At 66.8% G+C, this 18,387-nt stretch carries 17 protein-coding genes; 7 read left to right on the plus strand and 10 right to left on the minus strand.

All coding sequences use genetic code 11. The annotated features are described in order from the left end of the window. Positions 1-215: 215 nt before the first annotated feature. Complete coding sequence (locus FHW97_RS15400) at positions 216-416, plus strand: DUF1289 domain-containing protein (protein WP_022675604.1); 201 nt, start codon at positions 216-218, stop codon at positions 414-416. A gap of 214 nt (positions 417-630) precedes the next feature. Beyond that, on the plus strand, positions 631-1,218 hold the full coding sequence (locus FHW97_RS15405; protein WP_169049404.1) for a TMEM165/GDT1 family protein: 588 nt from the start codon (positions 631-633) through the stop codon (positions 1,216-1,218). Between the two features lie 109 nt (positions 1,219-1,327). On the opposite strand, the gene FHW97_RS15410 is transcribed toward FHW97_RS15405, so the two are convergent. The 7 genes from FHW97_RS15410 to FHW97_RS15440 form a co-directional block, all read right to left on the minus strand. After that, positions 1,328-1,948, minus strand: a complete 621-nt coding sequence (locus FHW97_RS15410; RefSeq protein WP_062783643.1) for a MarC family protein — start codon at positions 1,946-1,948, stop codon at positions 1,328-1,330. Position 1,949: 1 nt separating this feature from the next. Further along, positions 1,950-2,714: a hypothetical protein gene (locus FHW97_RS15415; RefSeq protein ID WP_171799265.1), complete on the minus strand. Its 765-nt coding sequence runs from the start codon at positions 2,712-2,714 to the stop codon at positions 1,950-1,952. Positions 2,715-2,790: 76 nt separating this feature from the next. Then, complete coding sequence (gene folD, locus FHW97_RS15420; protein WP_171799266.1) at positions 2,791-3,684, minus strand: bifunctional methylenetetrahydrofolate dehydrogenase/methenyltetrahydrofolate cyclohydrolase FolD; 894 nt, start codon at positions 3,682-3,684, stop codon at positions 2,791-2,793. Positions 3,685-3,688: 4 nt separating this feature from the next. Then, the gene (locus FHW97_RS15425; RefSeq protein WP_022675599.1) at positions 3,689-3,982 is read right to left on the minus strand and encodes a YggT family protein; all 294 of its coding nucleotides are present in this window, start codon (positions 3,980-3,982) and stop codon (positions 3,689-3,691) included. Between the two features lie 113 nt (positions 3,983-4,095). Then, entirely contained in the window at positions 4,096-4,701 is a 606-nt protein-coding gene (locus FHW97_RS15430) for a hypothetical protein (protein ID WP_168352063.1), read from the minus strand. A 73-nt stretch (positions 4,702-4,774) separates the two neighbouring features. Further along, complete coding sequence (argB, locus tag FHW97_RS15435) at positions 4,775-5,689, minus strand: acetylglutamate kinase (RefSeq protein ID WP_022675597.1); 915 nt, start codon at positions 5,687-5,689, stop codon at positions 4,775-4,777. A gap of 65 nt (positions 5,690-5,754) precedes the next feature. Then, on the minus strand, positions 5,755-6,435 hold the full coding sequence (locus tag FHW97_RS15440) for a queuosine precursor transporter (protein WP_028657676.1): 681 nt from the start codon (positions 6,433-6,435) through the stop codon (positions 5,755-5,757). Positions 6,436-6,536: 101 nt separating this feature from the next. Between FHW97_RS15440 and FHW97_RS15445 the strand changes: the two genes are divergently transcribed. Further along, the gene (locus tag FHW97_RS15445; protein ID WP_168352064.1) at positions 6,537-7,805 is read left to right on the plus strand and encodes a NupC/NupG family nucleoside CNT transporter; all 1,269 of its coding nucleotides are present in this window, start codon (positions 6,537-6,539) and stop codon (positions 7,803-7,805) included. Positions 7,806-7,924: 119 nt separating this feature from the next. Here FHW97_RS15445 and mutS read toward each other — a convergent pair whose 3' ends face one another. After that, positions 7,925-10,501 (minus strand): DNA mismatch repair protein MutS, encoded by a 2,577-nt coding sequence (gene mutS / locus FHW97_RS15450; RefSeq protein ID WP_171799278.1) that lies wholly within the window; start codon positions 10,499-10,501, stop codon positions 7,925-7,927. A gap of 220 nt (positions 10,502-10,721) precedes the next feature. Between mutS and FHW97_RS15455 the strand changes: the two genes are divergently transcribed. The 3 genes from FHW97_RS15455 to FHW97_RS15465 all read left to right on the plus strand — a co-directional run bounded on the left by FHW97_RS15455 (position 10,722) and on the right by FHW97_RS15465 (position 15,448). After that, positions 10,722-12,350 (plus strand): hypothetical protein, encoded by a 1,629-nt coding sequence (locus FHW97_RS15455; RefSeq protein ID WP_171799267.1) that lies wholly within the window; start codon positions 10,722-10,724, stop codon positions 12,348-12,350. A 90-nt stretch (positions 12,351-12,440) separates the two neighbouring features. Next, on the plus strand, positions 12,441-14,705 hold the full coding sequence (locus tag FHW97_RS15460; RefSeq protein WP_168352066.1) for an NADP-dependent malic enzyme: 2,265 nt from the start codon (positions 12,441-12,443) through the stop codon (positions 14,703-14,705). Positions 14,706-14,998: 293 nt separating this feature from the next. Continuing rightward, complete coding sequence (locus FHW97_RS15465; RefSeq protein WP_171799268.1) at positions 14,999-15,448, plus strand: SMI1/KNR4 family protein; 450 nt, start codon at positions 14,999-15,001, stop codon at positions 15,446-15,448. Between the two features lie 207 nt (positions 15,449-15,655). Here the strand turns inward: FHW97_RS15465 and thiS are convergent, their stop codons facing one another. Both thiS and FHW97_RS15475 read right to left on the minus strand, forming a co-directional pair. Further along, entirely contained in the window at positions 15,656-16,666 is a 1,011-nt protein-coding gene (gene thiS / locus FHW97_RS15470; RefSeq protein ID WP_107716322.1) for a sulfur carrier protein ThiS, read from the minus strand. 40 nt (positions 16,667-16,706) lie between these two features. Then, positions 16,707-17,081, minus strand: coding sequence for a MerC domain-containing protein (locus FHW97_RS15475; protein WP_062783115.1), 375 nt, complete (start codon positions 17,079-17,081; stop codon positions 16,707-16,709). Between the two features lie 157 nt (positions 17,082-17,238). Between FHW97_RS15475 and FHW97_RS15480 the strand changes: the two genes are divergently transcribed. Next, positions 17,239-18,348: a COX15/CtaA family protein gene (locus FHW97_RS15480; RefSeq protein WP_082350099.1), complete on the plus strand. Its 1,110-nt coding sequence runs from the start codon at positions 17,239-17,241 to the stop codon at positions 18,346-18,348. Positions 18,349-18,387 lie beyond the last annotated feature (39 nt).

An 18,387-nucleotide genomic window follows, 5' to 3' on the forward strand; every position in this document is an offset into this window, starting at 1 on the left:
CCCCTTGCGTGATAAAGGGAGGCGGGTGGGGCACGATGCGCGCAGCCGGGGCGGATCGTTTCCGTAGCGACGGTCGATCTCACGCTTGCCCGGGCCTCTGTCACCTGCCGCTGGATCGCGGCGGGCGCATCGCACCTGCTGGTCGCTCCCTTAGGGGCAATGGCCTCGATACGCAAGGAAATTGCGCTGCGCTGCACCCGGGCCTAGGGCGTGGCATGGATTCGCCCGGCCATCCTGCCCCACCCGCCAGCCCCTGCACGGGGGTGTGCAGCATCGCGCCCGATAGCGGCCTGTGCCGTGGCTGTGCCCGCACCATGGCCGAAATCACCGCATGGTACCGCGCGGGAGCGGAAGAAAAGCATGCAATCCTGGCACGTTGTGAAAAACGCCTTGCCACCGGCCACGTGGCACCCTAACCGATCGGCCACGTCACTTGGGGAGTAGCCACCGCGCGTCGCGCGCGGCGCCCAGCGTCAACATGCTTGGTCGAGAGATCATGGCGCGGGCAGAGGCAGGCCGGACACGGCCCGCTGCGGGCAAGACCAAATGGCAGCTGTGTGATTCGCTCGGCCGGGCGGAAGCACGCGCTGTCGTTTGTCTTCGTCTCGCCCGGCCCCGGAACGTATCACCATGGCACCCTTGTTCGAAGCCTTCAGCACCTCCGCCGCCGTGGTCGCGCTGGCCGAAATCGGCGACAAGACCCAGCTTCTCGCCATTGTCCTGGCCACGCGGTTCAAGCGGCCAGTGCCGATCGTGCTGGGCATCCTCGCTGCCACGCTGGTCAACCATTTCCTGGCGGCCCTGGTCGGCATGGTCGCGGCCGACCTGCTCGATGGCCTGTGGTTCCGCTATGCCATTGCCGCCGGTTTCATCGCCATGGGCCTGTGGACTCTGGTGCCCGACAAGCTCGATGACGAGGACGACGCGGCGCGGCCGGCGCGCTTTGGCGCGTTCCTGACCACGGTGGTGGCGTTCTTCCTGGTGGAAATGGGCGACAAGACGCAAGTTGCGACGATCGCGCTGGGCGCGCGGTTCCACGATGCCGTGGCGGTCACGGCCGGCACGACGCTGGGCATGATGCTGGCCAATGTGCCGGCGGTGTTCCTGGGCAATGCCCTGATCGCGCGCGTGCCGATGAACCTGGTGCGCATGGTGGCCGCCGCGCTGTTCATCGTGATCGGCAGCTGGCTGCTGGCGCAGACGGCTGGCCTGGTTTGAGGGTTGGGGCGCTGCGTTGGCGCCCGTCGACAGGCTCAGGGCGAACGGGGGGCATTACCCCCCGAACCGTTCGGGCTGAGCTTGTCGAAGCCCTTGTCGCGAGCAGCCGTTAAAACTGGGTGCGCAGCCCGTCGATCACGAATTGCGCGGCAAGGGCCGCAAGCAGCACGCCCAGCAGGCGGGTAACCACCGCCTCTACCTGTTCGCCCAGCACGCGGATGATCGGGCGGGCGGCCACCAGCGCAACAAAGCTGAGCACCATGACCACGCCCAGCGCCGCGAGCACCACCGCGGTTTCCTCGGTGCCGTGGGCGCGCGCGGTCAACAGCATGATCGAGGCGATCGAGCCCGGCCCGGCCAGCATCGGCATGGCCATGGGAAAGACCGAGACGTCTTCCACGTGGGGCTGGGCATTGCGCACCTTTTCCGCGCGTTCCTCGCGCCGTTCGGTGCGCTTTTCGAACACCATGTCGAGCGCGATCAGGAACAGCATGATGCCGCCGGCGATGCGAAAGCTGGCCAGCTCGATATGCAGCGCGCCGAGCAGGGCTTCGCCGAACAGGGCAAAGACCACCAGGATACCGGTGGCGATCACGCAGGCGCGCAGCGCCATCTGCGTGGCCTGGCGCGCGGTGGCATGGGTGGTCAGCCCGGCATAGATCGGCGCGCAGCCGGGCGGATCGATCACCAGAAACAGCGTGGTGAAGGCGGACAGGAACAGTTGCAGCATGTCAGCCACCTTGGCGCTGGTCGGGGGCGGCGTCCAGATGGACAATGTCGGCCATCACGCCGTCTTTCCACTGCCAGGCGCGAAAGGCGCGGCTGCCATCGGGCCGCACGGTGGATCGCCAGGCCAGGGTGCCATCGTTGGATTGCGCGGTCTGGCTGTCGGACCCGGCAGGCGCATCGTCAGCGGGAATCGCGCCAGCCAGGGGGCGCTGCACGATGGGCGCGTTCTTGGCGGGCTTGGGCGCCGGGCGATCGTCTGCGCCGGCGGGCATGGGCCGGGCCGGACAATCGGCCACCAGCCCGATCAGGAATTCGGGCGCATCGGGCAGGCTGGCGGCCGTGCCTTCCAGCGACAGGCGCCATTGGTAGTTGCCCTTCTTGGCGTGGCGTTGCCACACCGTGGCATACCAGCCGCCGGTCCCTTGCGCGGTTTTCCAGCGGCCGCGGGTGATGCCAAAGCTGCCGTCGCAGGCAATCCAGGCGGCATCGGGCTGATGCGGGTGGCCCGGCATGGCATCCTTGCGGCGCAGCAGGGGGTCGGCCGCCTGGCGTGGCGGCAGGATCAGCTCGGCCCCTTCGGCCATGCTGGTGGCCAGCCCCTCGCGCGCGCCCTTGGCCTGCATGGCCTGGGCCGTGGCGATATCGGCGCCGATCAGCGCGCTGGGATTGGCGATCATCCGCACGCGTCCACCGGCCGGCTGGGCCAGGGCGGGGGCGGCAAGGCAGAAGGCAAGCGCAAGGGCGATGCCGGGGGCACGAAGCAGCATGCCCCCCGTTCTATCGGATGCCGGCCCGTGGGCCAAGCGAGCACTTGGCAATGAAACGTTCCGCCAATAACCGTGATCAGATCGCCTCAGGCGCCAGGGCCAGGCCGGCATGGCGATAGGCCGCCACCAGCGTGTTGCGCAGCAGCACGGCAATGGTCATCGGGCCGACGCCGCCGGGCACCGGCGTGATCGCGCCCGCCACCGCAGCGGCTTCGTCATAGGCAACGTCTCCGACCAGGCGGGTCTTGCCTTCCACGGCACCGGCCACCCGGTTGATGCCCACGTCGATCACCGTGGCGCCGGGCTTGATCCAGTCACCCCGGATCATTTCCGGCCGGCCTACGGCGGCCACGACGATATCGGCGCGGCGCACCACATCGGGCAGGTTGCGGGTGCGGCTGTGCGCCACGGTCACGGTGCAGCTTTGCGCCAGCAGCAACTGGGCCATCGGCTTGCCCACGATGTTGGAGCGGCCGATGACCACGGCATCGAGCCCGGACAGATCGCCCAGCCGGTCTTGCAGCAGCATCAGGCAGCCCAGCGGCGTACACGGCACGAAGCCGGCCTGGCCCACCGCCAGCCGCCCGGCATTGGTGACGTGAAAGCCGTCAACATCCTTGTCGGGGTTGATCGTGGCGATCACCTTCTGCTCGTCAAGATGGCGGGGCAGCGGCAACTGCACCAGGATGCCATCGACGGCGGGATCGGCGTTGAGCTGTTCGACCAGGGCCAGCAGCGTCGCTTCGTCGGTATCGGCGGGCAGCTTGTGTTCGAAGCTGGCCATGCCGGCTTCCACCGTGCTCTTGCCCTTGGAGCGGACATAGACCTGGCTGGCCGGGTCTTCTCCCACCAGCACCACGGCGAGGCCGGCCTGGCGCCCGGTGGCCTGGGTGAATTCGGCCGCCAGAGTGGCGATGCGCGCGCGCAGGTTGGCCGCAAAGGCCTTTCCGTCGATTACGTTGGCAGTCATGAAATCAGTACCCCGAGGCGGCCAGGCCGTTGAGCAGGATCGACAGCAGGCGCAGCAGCACGATCAGCACCATGGGCGAAAAATCGATACCGCCGGTGTTGGGCATGAAGCGGCGGATTGGCGCCAGCAGCGGATCGAGAATGGCATTGAGCGCGCGCCAGATCGCGACGACCGCGTTGTTGCTGGTGTTGATCACGTTGAAGCTGATCAGCAGGCTCATCACGAACTGCACGATCACGACCATGCTGACAACGCTGATCAGGTAATCGATCATCTGGACAAGGGTATAGAGCAGCACGGGCGGCGTTCCTTATGGCGGCAGCGGTGCTGCGCTTTAGCCCAGGCTTGGCCCCAAGGGCAATCGGGTGAACGCCGCCCTTTTGCGCAAGATTTCGTTGGGTCTTGGCCCGCTCAGGGCGTCAAGGTGGTGCTGTCGATGTGCCAGCGCAGCTGCTCGGCGGTGGCGCCCGGCACATCGTTGACCCGGCGCAGCACCACTTCGCCGGTCAGGCGGCGGGCGCCGTCGATGATCGTGACGGGGGCGGTGTAATAGATTGATCCGGCCGCGCCTTCGGACTGACCGGGATCGATCGTCACGCGCGGTTGCACCAGCTTGCCCCAGCGGGCGGTGAATGCCTTGGTGTCGAGCCCGCTGCCCTTGCCGTGATCGCCCCAGAACGCGCGGACCGAGGCCCAGTCGCGCGCTTCCACCGCCGTGCCCCAGGCGGCCAGCACCTTGCCCGGATCGCGCCGCGCGTTGAGCGCTGCGGCGTAGGCAGGATTGGGCGCCGGATCGGCTGCGGCTGCGTCAGTCGCGGCAGGCTTTGACGCGGCATCGGGCGCGCTGTCTTCGCTCGGCAGGTCAGAAGGCGCCACGATCCACGCTGGTGGCGTGGTCTCGGCGCTGTCGGGCGCACTGGCAGAGGCTTGCGGTGCGGGATCAGGCCGCCGGTCACATCCCGCAAGGTTGATGACGATGGCAGAGGCGAGGGCGGTGGCCATGCAGGAACGGATCATGCCCCTAACCACGCTTGGCCCTCGCTTTCGTTCCATTTGTCCGTCAGCCGCGCCCGCCGTCGCCCATGCTGTGTCAGCGGTGGATCAGCGTGCCCGCGCCGCGCGCGGTGAAGATTTCCAGCAGCATGGCATGGGGCACCCGGCCATCGAGCACGACCGCCGCCTCGCACCCGGCCTCCACCGCGTGGACGCAGGTTTCCAGCTTGGGGATCATGCCGCCGCTGATCGTGCCATCGCGCGTCAGCCCGGCAATGTCGTGCGGGGTCAGGTCGGTCAGCAGGCGCTTGTCCTTGTCGAGCACACCCGGCACGTCGGTGAGCAGGAACAACCGCGAGGCGCCGAGCTTGGCCGCGATCGCGCCAGCCATGGTATCGGCGTTGATGTTGTAGGTGTGCCCGTCCTTGCCCACGCCGATCGGCGCGATCACCGGGATGAAGCCGGCCGCGCTGGCAGTGTGGATGATGGTGGGATCGATCTCGGTCGGTTCGCCGACAAAGCCCAGATCGACCACGCGCTCGATATTGCTTTCCGGGTCTTTGGTGGTGCGTTCCACCTTGGTGGCGGTGACCAGCCCGGCGTCCTTGCCGGAAATGCCCAGCGCCTTGCCCCCGGCCGCCGCGATCCAGCTGACCAGTTCCTTGTTGATCTTGCCCGACAAGACCATCTCGGCCACTTCGGCCGTGGCTGCATCGGTCACGCGCAGGCCATCGATGAAGTGCGATTCCACGCCCAGCTTCTTGAGCATCGCGCCGATCTGCGGGCCGCCGCCATGCACCACCACCGGATTCACGCCCACGGCCTTGAGCAGCACGATGTCCTCGGCAAAATCGCGCGCGGCATCGGGATCGCCCATGGCGTGGCCGCCATACTTCACCACAAAGGTCTTGCCGGCATAACGCTGCAGATAGGGCAGCGCCTCGGTCAGCGTTTCCGCCTTGGCGAGCATGCTGGTGCGATAGGAGTCGGTCTGATCGATGTTCGTGGCCATGATGGCGGCGCCTTAGCCGTGTTCGGCCGAATTTGCAGTGAATATTTGCGCCGTGAAGATTTGTGTCAGGCGCGATCGAGCCGGCGGCCCAGCCGCACCGCCAGCCAGATCAGCGGCGGCACCATCAGCGTGGACAGCAGCAGCTTGGCGCCGAGCTGCCCGGTCATCAGCGCGCCGATCGGCAGCGGGTGCCCATCGGCGCCCTTTTCGCCCCAGAACGACAGCGTGATGAACAGCACGGTATCGGCCACCTGGCTGAGCAGGCTGGCGAGCCAGGCGCGCAGCATCAGCCGCTGCCCCTGGCCGCCGCCGATGCGGGCAAAGACATGCACGTTGAGCGTTTGCGACACGCCATAGGAAATCAGCCCCGCCAGCTGCATCCGCGCGCCCTGGCCCAGCACCGTGGCAAAGGCTTCCTGCCCCTGCCAGAACGGCGCGGGCGGCACGGCGTGGATCACCAGGGTCAGCAGCACCATCGAGACGATCAGCGGGATGAAACCCAGCCGCACCAGCGTGGTCGCGGCCTTCTGGCCATAGAGTTCGGCCGTGGTGCTGGACAGCACGACCAGCAGCAGAAAGCAGAAAATGCCCGATTCCACCGCCAGGCTGCCGACCACGGGCCAAGTGCCCAGGCTCGCGATCTTGGCCCCCAGCACGCCGGCAAGAACCACTAACCCGCCGTAAAGCAGGGAAAATACGAACAGTGCGCGGGGCAGGGAGACGGTCTGCGGCGCGGATGAAGGCATCTTTTCCATCGGTGGCCTCTATCCTGATTTTGACGCGGCGCCAAATATGGTTAGGAACGAAACCGTCTAAATCCCCCGTACGTGGAGTTGGCGATCCCGCCATGCGCATTCTTTCCAGTCTTGGCGGCATGGCGCTGCTGTTTGCCATCGCATTCCTGCTCTCCTCCAACCGCCGCGCCATTCGCTGGCGGGTGGTGCTGCCAGCCTTTGCCCTGCAGGCGGGCCTGGCTGCGCTGGTCCTGAGCTTTCCGCCGGGCAAGGCGGCGCTGCAGGGGGCGGCCCATGCGGTGGAACAGCTGCTGTCCTATTCGCGCGCCGGCGTGGAATTCGTGTTCGGCAACCTGGCCAGTGCAGAGCTGGGCGGCAAGAGCGTGGCGATTGCTGTGCTGCCGCCGATCGTGTTCTTCGCCGCGCTGATCTCCATTCTCTATTATCTGGGCATCATGCCGCTGGTGATCCGCTGGATCGGTGGCGCGCTGGAAAAGGTGACCGGCATCAGCCGCGTGGAATCGCTGTGCGCGGCGGCCAACATCTTTGTCGGGCAAAGCGAATCGCCCTTGGTGATCCGCCCTTATCTCGCCGCGCTGACCCCCAGCCAGGTCTTTACCGTGATGAGCGTGGGCATGGCCGGCGTGGCTGGCACGATCCTGGCCGCCTATGCCGGGCTGGGCGTGCGGGTGGATTACCTGGTCGCGGCGGCGTTCATGTCGGCACCGGGTGGGGTGTTCATGGGCAAACTGATCATGCCCGACGTGCCCCCGCTGCACGATGCCGTTGACGCTGATGCCGACGCCGCGCTGACCAATCCGCACATCAAGCCTTCGCTGGAAGAGGCGCCGGAAGAGCAGCGCCCGGCCAACCTGATCATGGCCGCCGCGCAAGGCGCGCAGACCGGGGTGAAGCTGGCCGTGGCGGTGGGCGCGATGCTGCTCGCCTTCGTGGCGCTGATCGCGCTGGCCAATGGCATGCTGGGCTGGGCCGGCGGCTTCTTTGGCCATCCCGGGCTGACCTTCCAGCAAATCCTCGCGCCGATCTTTGCGCCGGTGTTCCTGCTTTTGGGCGCGCCCAACTGGGCCGAGGCGATGCAGGCCGGCGGCCTGTTCGGCACCAAGATCGTGCTCAACGAATTCGTCGGCTTCATCGATCTGCAAGAGGCCAAGGGCCTTTCCGATCACACCATCGCGATCGTCACCTTTGCGCTGTGCGGCTTTGCCAATTTCTCGTCGATCGCCATCCAGATGGCGGTGACCGGCGGCCTGGCGCCAAACCAGCGCCCGGTGATCGCGCGGCTGGGCATCAAGGCGCTGTGCGCCGGCGCGCTGTCCAACCTGATGAGCGCGGCACTGGCGGGGCTGTTTCTGTCGCTTTGACATCAAGCCCCTCCGTCGGCCTTGCGGCCGCCACCTCCCCATCGCTGATGGGGAGGACCTGAAGATCCTCCCTGCCGAAGGCGGGGAGGGGGACCGCCGCGCAAGCGGTGGTGGAGGGGCTATGCGTTTGCCTCGCGCTTGAGTTCATAAAGCAGATCGAGCGCGGCGCGGGGTGACAGCGCATCGATATCCAGTGCGTTGAGCTTTTCGCGCAGGGCATCGACCTTGTCCTCGGCGGCCTCGATCGCGGCGGCAAACAGGGGCAGGTCGTCAAGGCCCGCAGCCAGGCCACCAGTGGCGGCGCGGCCCTTTTCCAGCTTGTCGAGCACACTGCGCGCGCGCTTGACCACGGGTTCGGGCACGCCGGCCAGGCGCGCCACGGCCAAGCCATAGGACTTGTCGGCCGGGCCTTGCGTCACTTCGTGCAGCAGGACCAGATCGCCTTTCCACTCGCGCGCGCGCACATGGTGCAGCGAGAGCGCCGGGCAGGTTTCCGCCAGGCGCTGCATCTCGTGGTAATGGGTGGCGAACAGGCAGCGGCTGCGGTTGGTTTCGTGCACGGCCTCGGCCACGGCCCAGGCCAGGGCCAAGCCATCATAGGTTGACGTGCCGCGCCCCACTTCATCGAGGATGACGAAGCTGCGCGGGCCGGCCTGTTGCAGGATCGCGGCGGTTTCGACCATTTCGACCATGAACGTGGAGCGCCCGCGCGCCAGGTTGTCGCTGGCGCCGACACGGCTGAACAGCCGGTCGACCAGGCCTACCGTGGCATCAAGCGCGGGGACATAGCTGCCGGCCTGGGCCAGCAGGACGATCAAGGCGTTCTGGCGCAGGAAGGTGGACTTGCCGCCCATGTTCGGCCCGCCGACCAGCCACAGCCGGTCAGCCTCGGCCAGTTGGCAATCGTTGGCCACGAACCGCTCGCCCGCCTTGGCCAGCGCGGCTTCCACCACCGGGTGGCGGCCGCCGGTGATTGCCAGCACCGGTTCTTCCACCACCTGCGGCAGGCACCAGCCACCTTCGCCGGCGCGCTCGGCATGGCTGGCGGCCACGTCGATGCGGGCCAGCGCGGCGGCGGTAGCGGCAATGCCCTCGCGCGCGGCGACGGCCTGGGCGATGAGGTCTTCGAAATGGGCTTCCTCGGCGGCCAGGGCATGGCCGCCAGCCTCGGCGATGCGGCTGGCTTCCTCGTGCAGGGCCAGCGCATTGAAACGCACTGCGCCAGCCATGGTCTGGCGATGCGTGAAGCCGGAATCGGGGGCCATCAGCCGGTCGGCATGGCGCGCGGGCACTTCGATGAAATAGCCCAGCACGCCGTTGTGGCGGATCTTGAGCGCGGCAACGCCGGTCTCGTCGCGGTACCTGGCTTCCAGCGCGGCGATGGCGCGGCGCGAATTGCCGGCTGCGGCGCGCAGTTCGTCTAGCCCGGCATCATAGCCTTCGGCGATGAACCCACCCTGGCTGCGCTCGGTGGGCGGGGTGGGCACCAGGGCGCGGGTATAGAGATCGACCAGCGCGCCATGGCCGGCCAGATGCGGCAACAGCGCGGCGATCAGGGCCGGGCGATCGGCGCGCGCCGAAAGGCTGTCGTGCAGGTGCCGCGCCTGGGCCAGGCCATCGCGCAACTGGCCCAGATCGCGCGGCGAACCGCGCCCGGCGACGACGCGGCCCAGCGCGCGGCCGAGATCGGGCACAGTGCGCAAGGTGGCGCGCAGATCGGCCCGCAGCAGCGGATCATCGACCAGCCACTGCACCGTTTCCAGGCGGGCGCGGATCTGCGCCAGATCGAGCAGCGGCGCGGCGAGGTCTTCGGCGAGCAGGCGCGCGCCGGCACCGGTGACGCAGCGATCGATCGCCTCGGTCAGGCTGCCCTTGCGCGTGCCGCTCGCTGATACCAGCACTTCCAGGCTGGCGCGCGTCGCCTCGTCCATCGCCATGTGCGCATCGGCCCCGCGCGCCACCGGCGGCAGCAGCAGCGGCAGGCGCCCGCGCCCGACGTGGTCGAGATAGGCGATCAGCCCGCCCGCCGCCGCCAGCATGGCCCGGCCGAACATGCCAAAGCCATCGAGCGTGGCAACGCCGTGCAGTTCTTTGAGGCGCGCTTCGCCCGCTGCGCTGTCAAACGTGCGGCCTTCGCGCGGCACGGCATCGAGCGGGGCATCGGCCCAGCCATCGGGGGCGACGATCTCGCGCGCACCGAGCCGGGCGAGCGCGGCGCCGAGCCGATCGGGCGTGCATTCCTCCAGCTCCATCCGCCCGGTGGAAATGTCGCATGAGGCGAGGCCCACGCTGTCGCGCAGCGGGCACAGGGCAGCCAGCACGTTGGATTCGCGCGGGTTGAGCAGGGCTTCCTCGGTCAGGGTGCCGGCGGTGACGAAGCGCACGATGTCGCGCGCCACCAAGGCCTTGGAGCCGCCGCGCTTCTTGGCCTCTTCCGGGCTCTCCACCTGCTCGGCAATGGCCACGCGGCAACCGGCGCGGATCAGGCGGGCAAGATAGCTTTCCGCCGAATGGACCGGCACGCCGCACATCGGGATCGGCGCGCCGCCATGCTCACCCCGGCTGGTCAGCGCGATATCGAGGATCTGCGCGGCCTGGCGGGCATCATCGAAAAACAGTTCGAAGAAATCGCCCATGCGATAGAACAGCAGGCAATCGGGCGCCTGGTCCTTGAGCGCCAGATATTGCGCCATCATCGGGGTGGGGGCGGGGGAGGACATCGCGCTATCGCTAGCCCAGGCGGCGCGCATTCTCAAACCCGCAGGCGGGCCTTATGAACAGGCCGGATGAAGCGGCGGGGTGGCCTGCGGGTGTCACGGCTCCCCATGGCGGCATCGGCGTGATAAGGGCAGCCGCTCCACGCCCAGTATCCATCCCTGTTTCCACCCCAGCCCGACGCAGCGCAAAAGAGGCCTGATGCAAGTTTCCCCCCAGCGATTCCGGTTTCTGCTCGATTGGCGCGGCGGGGGTCTGCCCTGGCTTTCAACGCCGGCGATCATCCTGGGCGTGCTGCTGATCTGCTTTCCGTTCGTGCTGGTCGATGTGCCGCCGCTGATCGACGTGCCGGGCCACATGGGTGCCGCCGCGATCGAGGCGGCCGGGCCGGACAGCCCGCTGGGCAAGTATCTGGGCTGGAAGTGGGTGTTCACGCTCAACATCGGCGGCGACGTGCTGATGAAAGTGCTGGGCGGCTGGTTGGGCGTGCTGGCGGCCGGATGGTGGAGCACGGTGCTGGCCACGGGCCTGTTTGCCGGCGGCTGCCTGGCTACGGTGCGGGTGGCCAATGCCCGCGGCGGCCACGGCGCGCCCTGGGCGCTGATGTGGGTGTTCAGCTTTCCGCTGCTGACCGGGTTCCTCAACTATATCCTGGGCACCGGCCTGTCGCTGTGCGCCTTTGCCGCGGCGATGGCGCTGGAGCACCGCCCGCGCGACCGTGCCGGCCTGCTCGTGGTGGCCCAGCCGCTGGCGATGCTGTGCCATGCCATCGGCGGGCTGCTGCTGGCGGTGATGGTCGGCGCCAATGCCTTTGGCCGCGAACTGGACAACCTGCCGGCCGGTTGGTGGCGCCCGTCGCGCTGGCGCACGGTGATCGCCACGCACGATTGGAAGGCCGCCGCCGGGCGCCTCATCGTGCTGTGCTGGCCGCTGCTCGCCACGGTGCTCACCATCGTCTTGTGGAAGCTGTTCTCGCCCGAACCGGCGCGCAGCCTCAATGCCTGGCGCTGGGAGCAGAAGGGCGTGTTCCTGGGCATCACCTTGCGCGACCAGTCGTTTGCGCTCGACGTGATCACCACGGCCGCCGCCTATATCCTGTTGCTCGGCGGGTTCTGGCTGGGCGGGCGGTGGAACTGGCAGCGCGGCCTGCCGGGGCTGTGCGTGCTGATCCTCTATGTGATCATCCCGAGCGATATCAACGGCAGCGCCTTTGTCGACGTGCGCCTGCTGCCCCCGGCGATGATGCTGTTGCTGGGCCTGCAGGACTGGAGCGGCGCGCGCCCGCGCGTGGCCCGCGCCGTGGCCTATGCCGGGCTGGTTCTGCTTGGCCTGCGCACGGTGGTCACGGCGGCCAGCTTTGTCGATTATGCCGATGACTATCGCCAGCAGCTGTCCGCGCTCGAACATATCGAGCCGGGCGCCCGTATCCTCACGTTCGTGGAACATTCCTGCCTGGAGGAAGCGTGGCGCAACACCCGGCGCGATCACCTGGCGAGCCTGGCCAGCGTCTATCGCCAGGCCTGGGTGAACGACAACTGGGCCGTACCCGGCCTGCACATGGTCGTGCCGCGGTTCCGCCCGGCGCGCAATTTCGCGGCCGATCCGTCGGAATTCGTGTGGTCGCGGCGCTGCGCCAGCGGGCGGCTGCGCTCGATCGACTCGGCCCTGCGCTTTGCCCCGGTAGAGCGGGTCGATTACGTCTGGCTGATTGATACCGGCCTGCCGCGCAACCCCGATCCGCGCCTGCGCCTGGTGTGGCAACAGGGGCGCAGCCTGTTGTTTGCAGTGCGACCGCTGGGCCTGCCCAAATGGCAGGCGCGCGATTTGTAAGGGATCATTTCGTGCGCGCTCAAGCCTTCCCTAGCGCATTCGAATGTGCAAGGGGGCAAGACGAGTTTCCAGTCTGCCGGGAGTGCGCGAATGTCCGAGGAAAGCAACGTCCGTTTCACCGAACGCGAAGCGCTTTTCTATCACAACACGATCCGGCCTGGCAAAATCGAGATCATCGCCTCCAAGCCGATGGCCACGCAGCGCGATCTCAGCCTGGCCTATTCGCCCGGCGTGGCCGTGCCGGTGCTGGCCATCGCGGACAATCCCGCCACGGCCTATGACTATACCGCCAAGGGCAACCTGGTGGCGGTGATTTCCAACGGCACCGCCATCCTCGGCCTAGGCAATCTCGGCGCGCTGGCATCGAAGCCGGTGATGGAAGGCAAGGCGGTGCTGTTCAAGCGCTTTGCCGATGTCGACTCGATCGACATCGAACTCGCCACCGAAGACCCCGAAGCCTTTATCGAGGCCGTCGCCCTGATGGAGCCCAGCTTTGGCGGGATCAACCTGGAAGACATCAAGGCCCCGGAATGCTTCATCATCGAGCAGGCCCTGCGCGAGCGGCTGAAGATTCCGGTGATGCACGATGACCAGCACGGCACCGCGATCATCACCGCCGCCGGCCTGCTCAATGCTTGCCACCTGACCGGCCGCGCGATGTCCGAGGTCAAGGTCGTGGTCAACGGCGCGGGCGCGGCGGCGATTGCCTGCACCGAACTGATCAAGGCCATGGGCGTGCGCCACGACAACGTGATCATGTGCGACCGCACGGGCACGATCTATCGCGGCCGTACCGACAGCATGGACCAGTGGAAGAGCGCGCACGCCGTCGATACCCCGGCCCGCACCCTGGAAGAGGCGCTCGATGGCGCCGACATTTTCCTGGGCCTGTCGGCGGCCGACGCGCTCAAGCCCGATTGGGTCAAGAAGATGGCGCCGCAGCCGATCATCTTCGCGATGGCCAACCCCGATCCCGAAATCAATCCCGACGCGGCCAAGGCCGTGCGCCCGGATTGCGTGATCGCCACCGGCCGTTCCGACTATCCCAACCAGGTCAACAACGTCCTGGGTTTCCCGTACATTTTCCGCGGCGCGCTGGATGTGCAGGCCACTGCGATCAACGAGGAAATGAAGATCGCCGCGGCTTCTGCGATCGCCGAACTGGCGCGCGAGCCGGTGCCCGAGGAAGTGGCCGCCGCCTATGGCAAGAACCACCAGTTCGGCCTGGACTACATCATTCCCGCTCCGTTCGATCCGCGCCTGATGGAGCGGGTTTCCTCGGCCGTGGCCAAGGCGGCGATGGAAACCGGCGTGGCACGCAAGGCGATCGAGGATTTCGAAGCCTATCGCGAAAGCCTCAAGGCGCGGCTCAACCCGACGACCTCGGTGCTCACCAACGTCTATGCCAGCGTCAAGCAGAACCCCAAGCGGGTTGTCTTTGCCGAGGCCGAGCAGGAAGTGGTGCTGCGCGCCGCGATCCAGTTCCGCGATTTCGGCTATGGTACGCCGGTGCTGGTCGGCCGCACCCAGGGCGTGCTCGACAAGCTTTCGGAACTGGGCGTGTCCAACCCGTCCAGCTTTGAAATCCACAACTCCAATGTCTCGCCGCTGGTGGAAGACATGGTGTCCTACCTCTATCCGCGCCTGCAGCGCCGGGGCTTCCTGGAACGCGACGTGCGCCGCATGGTCAACAACGATCGCAACGTCTTTGCCGCACTGCTGCTGGCGCTGGGCCATGGCGATGCGATGATTTCGGGCACCACCCGCCCGTTTGCGCAGACCATGAAGGAAATTCGCCGCGTGCTGGGGCCCAAGCCCGGGCACCTGCCGTTCGGCGTGCACCTGATGGTGGGCAAGAACCGCACGGTGTTCCTGGCCGATACCACGGTCAACGAGCGCCCCAATGCCGAGGAACTGGCCGATATCGCCATCGAGACGGCCGCCGTTGCCCGCCGCATGGGTCACGAACCGCGCGTGGCGTTCCTGTCCTACTCCACCTTCGGCAATCCCTATGGCAAGTGGCTCGATGCGCTGCGCGATGCGGTCGCGATCCTCGATGAACGCCAGCCGGGCTTTGAATACGAAGGCGAAATGGCGCCCGATGCCGCGCTCAACCCGCGCATCATGCAGACCTATCCGTTCTGCCGCCTGTCGGGCCCGGCCAACGTTCTGATCATGCCCGGTCTGCAATCGGCCAATATCTCGGCCAAGCTGCTGCGCGAGCTGGGCGGCAACGCCATGATCGGCCCGATGCTGCTCAACATGGAAAAGCCGGTGCAGATCGCCCCGATGACGGCAACCGCACCCGACCTGCTGACCCTGGCCGTGCTGGCCGCGGCAGGCATCACCGCCTGAAGCCAAGCTGCGCTCAACCCCGGACCGCGTGGACAAGTCCAGCGGTTCGGGGACGAGCGGGATTGGTAGGAAGCTGCATTTGCCCCTCAAACTTCGTCATTCCCGCGCAGGCGGGAATCCAGTTTCGGGGGAAGCATCAACACCCGGGTGGCTGTTTTTCTCGCGCCGTAGCCACTGGATTCCCGCCTGCGCGGGAATGACGAAGGAATGGACTGAAAGTGGTGAAAAGCGGACGTTGCGACGAAAGCTGCCGGTGATAGAGTGCCGAGCCTCGAAGTGGGGAATTTATGTCGTTGGAGCGATTTGCCGAACTGTGGGCGTCTAGTAGCTACCCTCCTGATCCAGTCACCGAGGCGGACATCCGCATCGTCGAACAACGCTTCGGCTTTTGCCTTCCTAACGAATATCGCCATGCCGTTCTGCAGGTAGGCCTACCACGCCCAACTATTGCACTACTTGATGCAATCGTTGATCGAGAACTTGACTTAAGAGACCTTAGCAGATTCCTTAATTCGTCTGAGATTGTATCTGTTACAGACGATTGGCGATATTTGGGCTTGCCTGAGGATCTTGTCGCTTTCGCCACCGACTGCATGGGAAACCTATTCTGTTTTTGCAATGCGAGCGATGGTGAGGAAGCGGCACCGGTGTTCTTCTTTGATCACGACGACCAGACCGTGGACGTGATCGCTCCCTCATTCAACCAATGGATCGACGAGTTCTGCGGAGTAGCGCCGCACTGATCAATAGTCGCATTTTGGGCGATTGCGGACAAGCGGCCCGCAATGTCATCAAATTTTGTTTCGCGCAGAGGCGCAGAGGCGCAGAGAAAACCTTTTCTCTGCGCCTCTGCGCCTCTGCGCGAAATATTCTTGTTTTAAAATGGCATAGGCCTAACCGGCCATCCAGCGCGTTGGTGGGCACAATCGTTAACCGACTGTGTTCGCGCCCTAGATCAGCCCGGCCAGCGGGCTCGACGGATCGGCATAGCGGCGCGTGGCCATGCGGCCGGCGAGATAGGCATCGCGCCCGGCCTCGACTGCGGCCTTCATCGCGCGGGCCATGCGGATCGGGTCTTTCGCCTCGGCAATGGCGGTGTTCATCAGCACGCCGGTGCAGCCCAGTTCCATTGCCACGGCGGCATCGCTGGCCGTTCCGACCCCGGCATCGACCAGCACCGGCACCTTGGCCCCTTCCACGATCAGGCGGATCATCACCTTGTTCTGAATGCCCAGGCCCGAACCGATCGGCGCGCCCAGCGGCATGATCGCCACGGCGCCGGCTTCTTCCAACTGGCGCGCGGCGATCGGGTCATCGGCGCAATAGACCATCGGCAGGAAGCCTTCCCTGGCCAGCACTTCGGTGGCGCGCAGGGTTTCGCGCATATCGGGATAGAGCGTGCGCGCCTCGCCCAGCACTTCCAGTTTGACCAGGTCCCAGCCGCCCGCCTCACGCGCCAGGCGCAGCGTGCGGATGGCGTCTTCGGCGGTGAAGCAGCCCGCGGTATTGGGCAGGTAGGTGACCTTGCGCGGATCGATATAGTCGGTCAGCATCGGCGCCTTGGGGTCCGACACGTTGACCCGGCGCACCGCGACGGTGACGATTTCCGCGCCCGAGGCCGCCAGGGCGGCCGCGTTCTGGGCAAAATCCTTGTACTTGCCGGTGCCCACGATCAGGCGCGAGCGGAAGGTGCGGCCGGCCACCGTCCAGGTATCGTCCGGCGCCGCACCATCGCCATCGCCACCACCGACGAAATGCACGATCTCCAGCACGTCGCCATCGGCAAGCGGCACCTGCGCCAGGGTGGAGCGGGGCACGATATCGCCATTGCGCTCCACGGCCACCTTGGCCGGATCGAGGTCCAGGGTGCGCACCAGATCGGCAATCGTGCCGGGAGCAGCGCGGCGCGGTTCGCCGTTGAGCGTGAGCGACAGGGTCGAGCTTTGCGGGTTCGTGGCCATGGCTGCGTGCTTTAACGAGGGCACGGCATGGTGCAAGGCTTCAGCAGGCATTCCGCCGCATGTTGACCACATGGGCAGAGGCTACCAGCAGCACGCCGGCGATGGTCAGTACCGATTCGGCCGCGCCGTGGCCGACCATCACCGCCGCCGTCATCAGCGCCAGCCCGGCCAGGCCCAGCGTCAACGGCAGGCGATGGCCGTGGCGCAGCGCGCCCATGCCGATCGTGGCGGCACTGATCACGATCGCCAGGACGAGGCCGATGTGATGGATTTCGGGGTTGAGCAGCACGCCGCCGCCCAGGCCCAGCACGCCAACCAGGAACAGCCCGGCCAGGCAGTGAATCATGCACAGCCCCGAGAGGATCACGCCGAAACGGTCGAGCCGGCTGCGCAGGGTGAGGAGTGCCTGGTTCATGGCGCGCATATATGTAATGTTGTATCATGATTCAAGCGTTATGACGGAAGGCCGTTGGGGCCCGCTGGGAAGGGCCGTTGGCGACGGGGTGCAAAACCGCGCTTCCCCCAAATGCCACTTGCGCGGTCTGGCGCAAGGCGCGAGAGAACGGCCCATGATGGCTTCCCGCACTGCTTCGCCTGCATCGGCGCCCCATGCTTCTGCCACGCCGCGCGCGCCTGCCACTCAGGCGGTTCCGACGCAGGGCCTTGTGCGCTGGCTGGCCGTGGTGGCCGCGATGATCGTGGCGATCGTGGTGGTGGGTGGGATTACCCGGCTGACCGAATCGGGCGTGTCGATCACCGAATGGAATGTGGTTTCCGGCGCCTTGCCGCCTTTGACCCAGGCGCAGTGGCAGGCCGAATTCGATGCCTATCGCCAGACCCCGCAATATATCCTGGTCAATGGCCCGGCGGGCATGACGCTGGCGACCTACAAGTTCATCTTCTTCTGGGAGTGGGTGCACCGCCTCTTGGCGCGCACCATCGGCCTGGCGTTTGCCGCGCCGCTCGCGTGGTTCTGGCTGCGCGGCAAGATTCCGGCCGGCTATGCGCCGCGGCTGCTTGCGCTGCTGGCGCTGGGCGCGTTGCAGGGCGCGGTGGGCTGGTGGATGGTCAAGTCCGGCATCGTCCACGATGTGAAGGTCAGCCACTATCGCCTGGCGACCCACCTGGGCGTGGCGCTGTTCACCCTGGCCGGGATCGTGTGGACCATGCTCGACCTGCGCGCTCTGGCGCGGGGAGAAGCGCGGGCGCGGTTGACGGGGCTGGGTACGCTCGCGCTGGGCATGCTGGCGCTGCAGCTGGTTTATGGCGCGTTCCTGGCGGGCTTGCGCGCGGGCGTCGTCGCGGGCGCAGGGTGGTTTTCGTGGGATGCCTGGCCATTGATGCAGGGCAGCTTCTTTCCTGCCGGCGTGGAATGGGCGCGCGGCGCCTGGGCCACGCTGACCGGCGATCCCTATCTCGTGCATTTCTTCCACCGCTGGTGGGCCTGGGCCGTGGTGGCCGTGCTGGTGGTCATGGCGCGCCGGCTGCGCCGGGCAGGGCAGCGCCGGGCTTCCATCGCCATTCACAGCGCCTTTGGCACGCAGGTGCTGCTGGGCATCGCCACGGTCTATAGCGGGGTTTCGCTGTGGTTGGCGGTGCTGCACCAGCTGTGCGGCGCGATCCTGCTGATCTGCACGGTGTGGGGAGCGCATGCCCTGGGCCGGGTCAAAAACGCGGCCTGATCAGCGCATTTTTGGGAGAGGTATTATTTTACCTCTCCG

Origin of the sequence: Novosphingobium sp. SG754, from assembly GCF_013149315.1 — a bacterium.
Lineage (GTDB): Bacteria > Pseudomonadota > Alphaproteobacteria > Sphingomonadales > Sphingomonadaceae > Novosphingobium > Novosphingobium capsulatum.

Excerpts from the sequence above, each read along its gene's own strand:
- FHW97_RS15400 (WP_022675604.1), top strand. The coding sequence starts at position 216 with ATGGATTCGCCCGGCCATCCTGCCCCACCCGCCAGCCCCTGCACGGGG.
- FHW97_RS15405 (WP_169049404.1), top strand. The coding sequence starts at position 631 with ATGGCACCCTTGTTCGAAGCCTTCAGCACCTCCGCCGCCGTGGTCGCG.
- FHW97_RS15410 (WP_062783643.1), bottom strand. The coding sequence starts at position 1,948 with ATGCTGCAACTGTTCCTGTCCGCCTTCACCACGCTGTTTCTGGTGATC.
- FHW97_RS15415 (WP_171799265.1), bottom strand. The coding sequence starts at position 2,714 with ATGCTGCTTCGTGCCCCCGGCATCGCCCTTGCGCTTGCCTTCTGCCTT.
- folD (WP_171799266.1), bottom strand. The coding sequence starts at position 3,684 with ATGACTGCCAACGTAATCGACGGAAAGGCCTTTGCGGCCAACCTGCGC.
- FHW97_RS15430 (WP_168352063.1), bottom strand. The coding sequence starts at position 4,701 with ATGATCCGTTCCTGCATGGCCACCGCCCTCGCCTCTGCCATCGTCATC.
- argB (WP_022675597.1), bottom strand. The coding sequence starts at position 5,689 with ATGGCCACGAACATCGATCAGACCGACTCCTATCGCACCAGCATGCTC.
- FHW97_RS15440 (WP_028657676.1), bottom strand. The coding sequence starts at position 6,435 with ATGCCTTCATCCGCGCCGCAGACCGTCTCCCTGCCCCGCGCACTGTTC.
- FHW97_RS15445 (WP_168352064.1), top strand. The coding sequence starts at position 6,537 with ATGCGCATTCTTTCCAGTCTTGGCGGCATGGCGCTGCTGTTTGCCATC.
- mutS (WP_171799278.1), bottom strand. The coding sequence starts at position 10,501 with ATGATGGCGCAATATCTGGCGCTCAAGGACCAGGCGCCCGATTGCCTG.
- FHW97_RS15455 (WP_171799267.1), top strand. The coding sequence starts at position 10,722 with ATGCAAGTTTCCCCCCAGCGATTCCGGTTTCTGCTCGATTGGCGCGGC.
- FHW97_RS15460 (WP_168352066.1), top strand. The coding sequence starts at position 12,441 with ATGTCCGAGGAAAGCAACGTCCGTTTCACCGAACGCGAAGCGCTTTTC.
- thiS (WP_107716322.1), bottom strand. The coding sequence starts at position 16,666 with ATGGCCACGAACCCGCAAAGCTCGACCCTGTCGCTCACGCTCAACGGC.
- FHW97_RS15475 (WP_062783115.1), bottom strand. The coding sequence starts at position 17,081 with ATGAACCAGGCACTCCTCACCCTGCGCAGCCGGCTCGACCGTTTCGGC.
- FHW97_RS15480 (WP_082350099.1), top strand. The coding sequence starts at position 17,239 with ATGGCTTCCCGCACTGCTTCGCCTGCATCGGCGCCCCATGCTTCTGCC.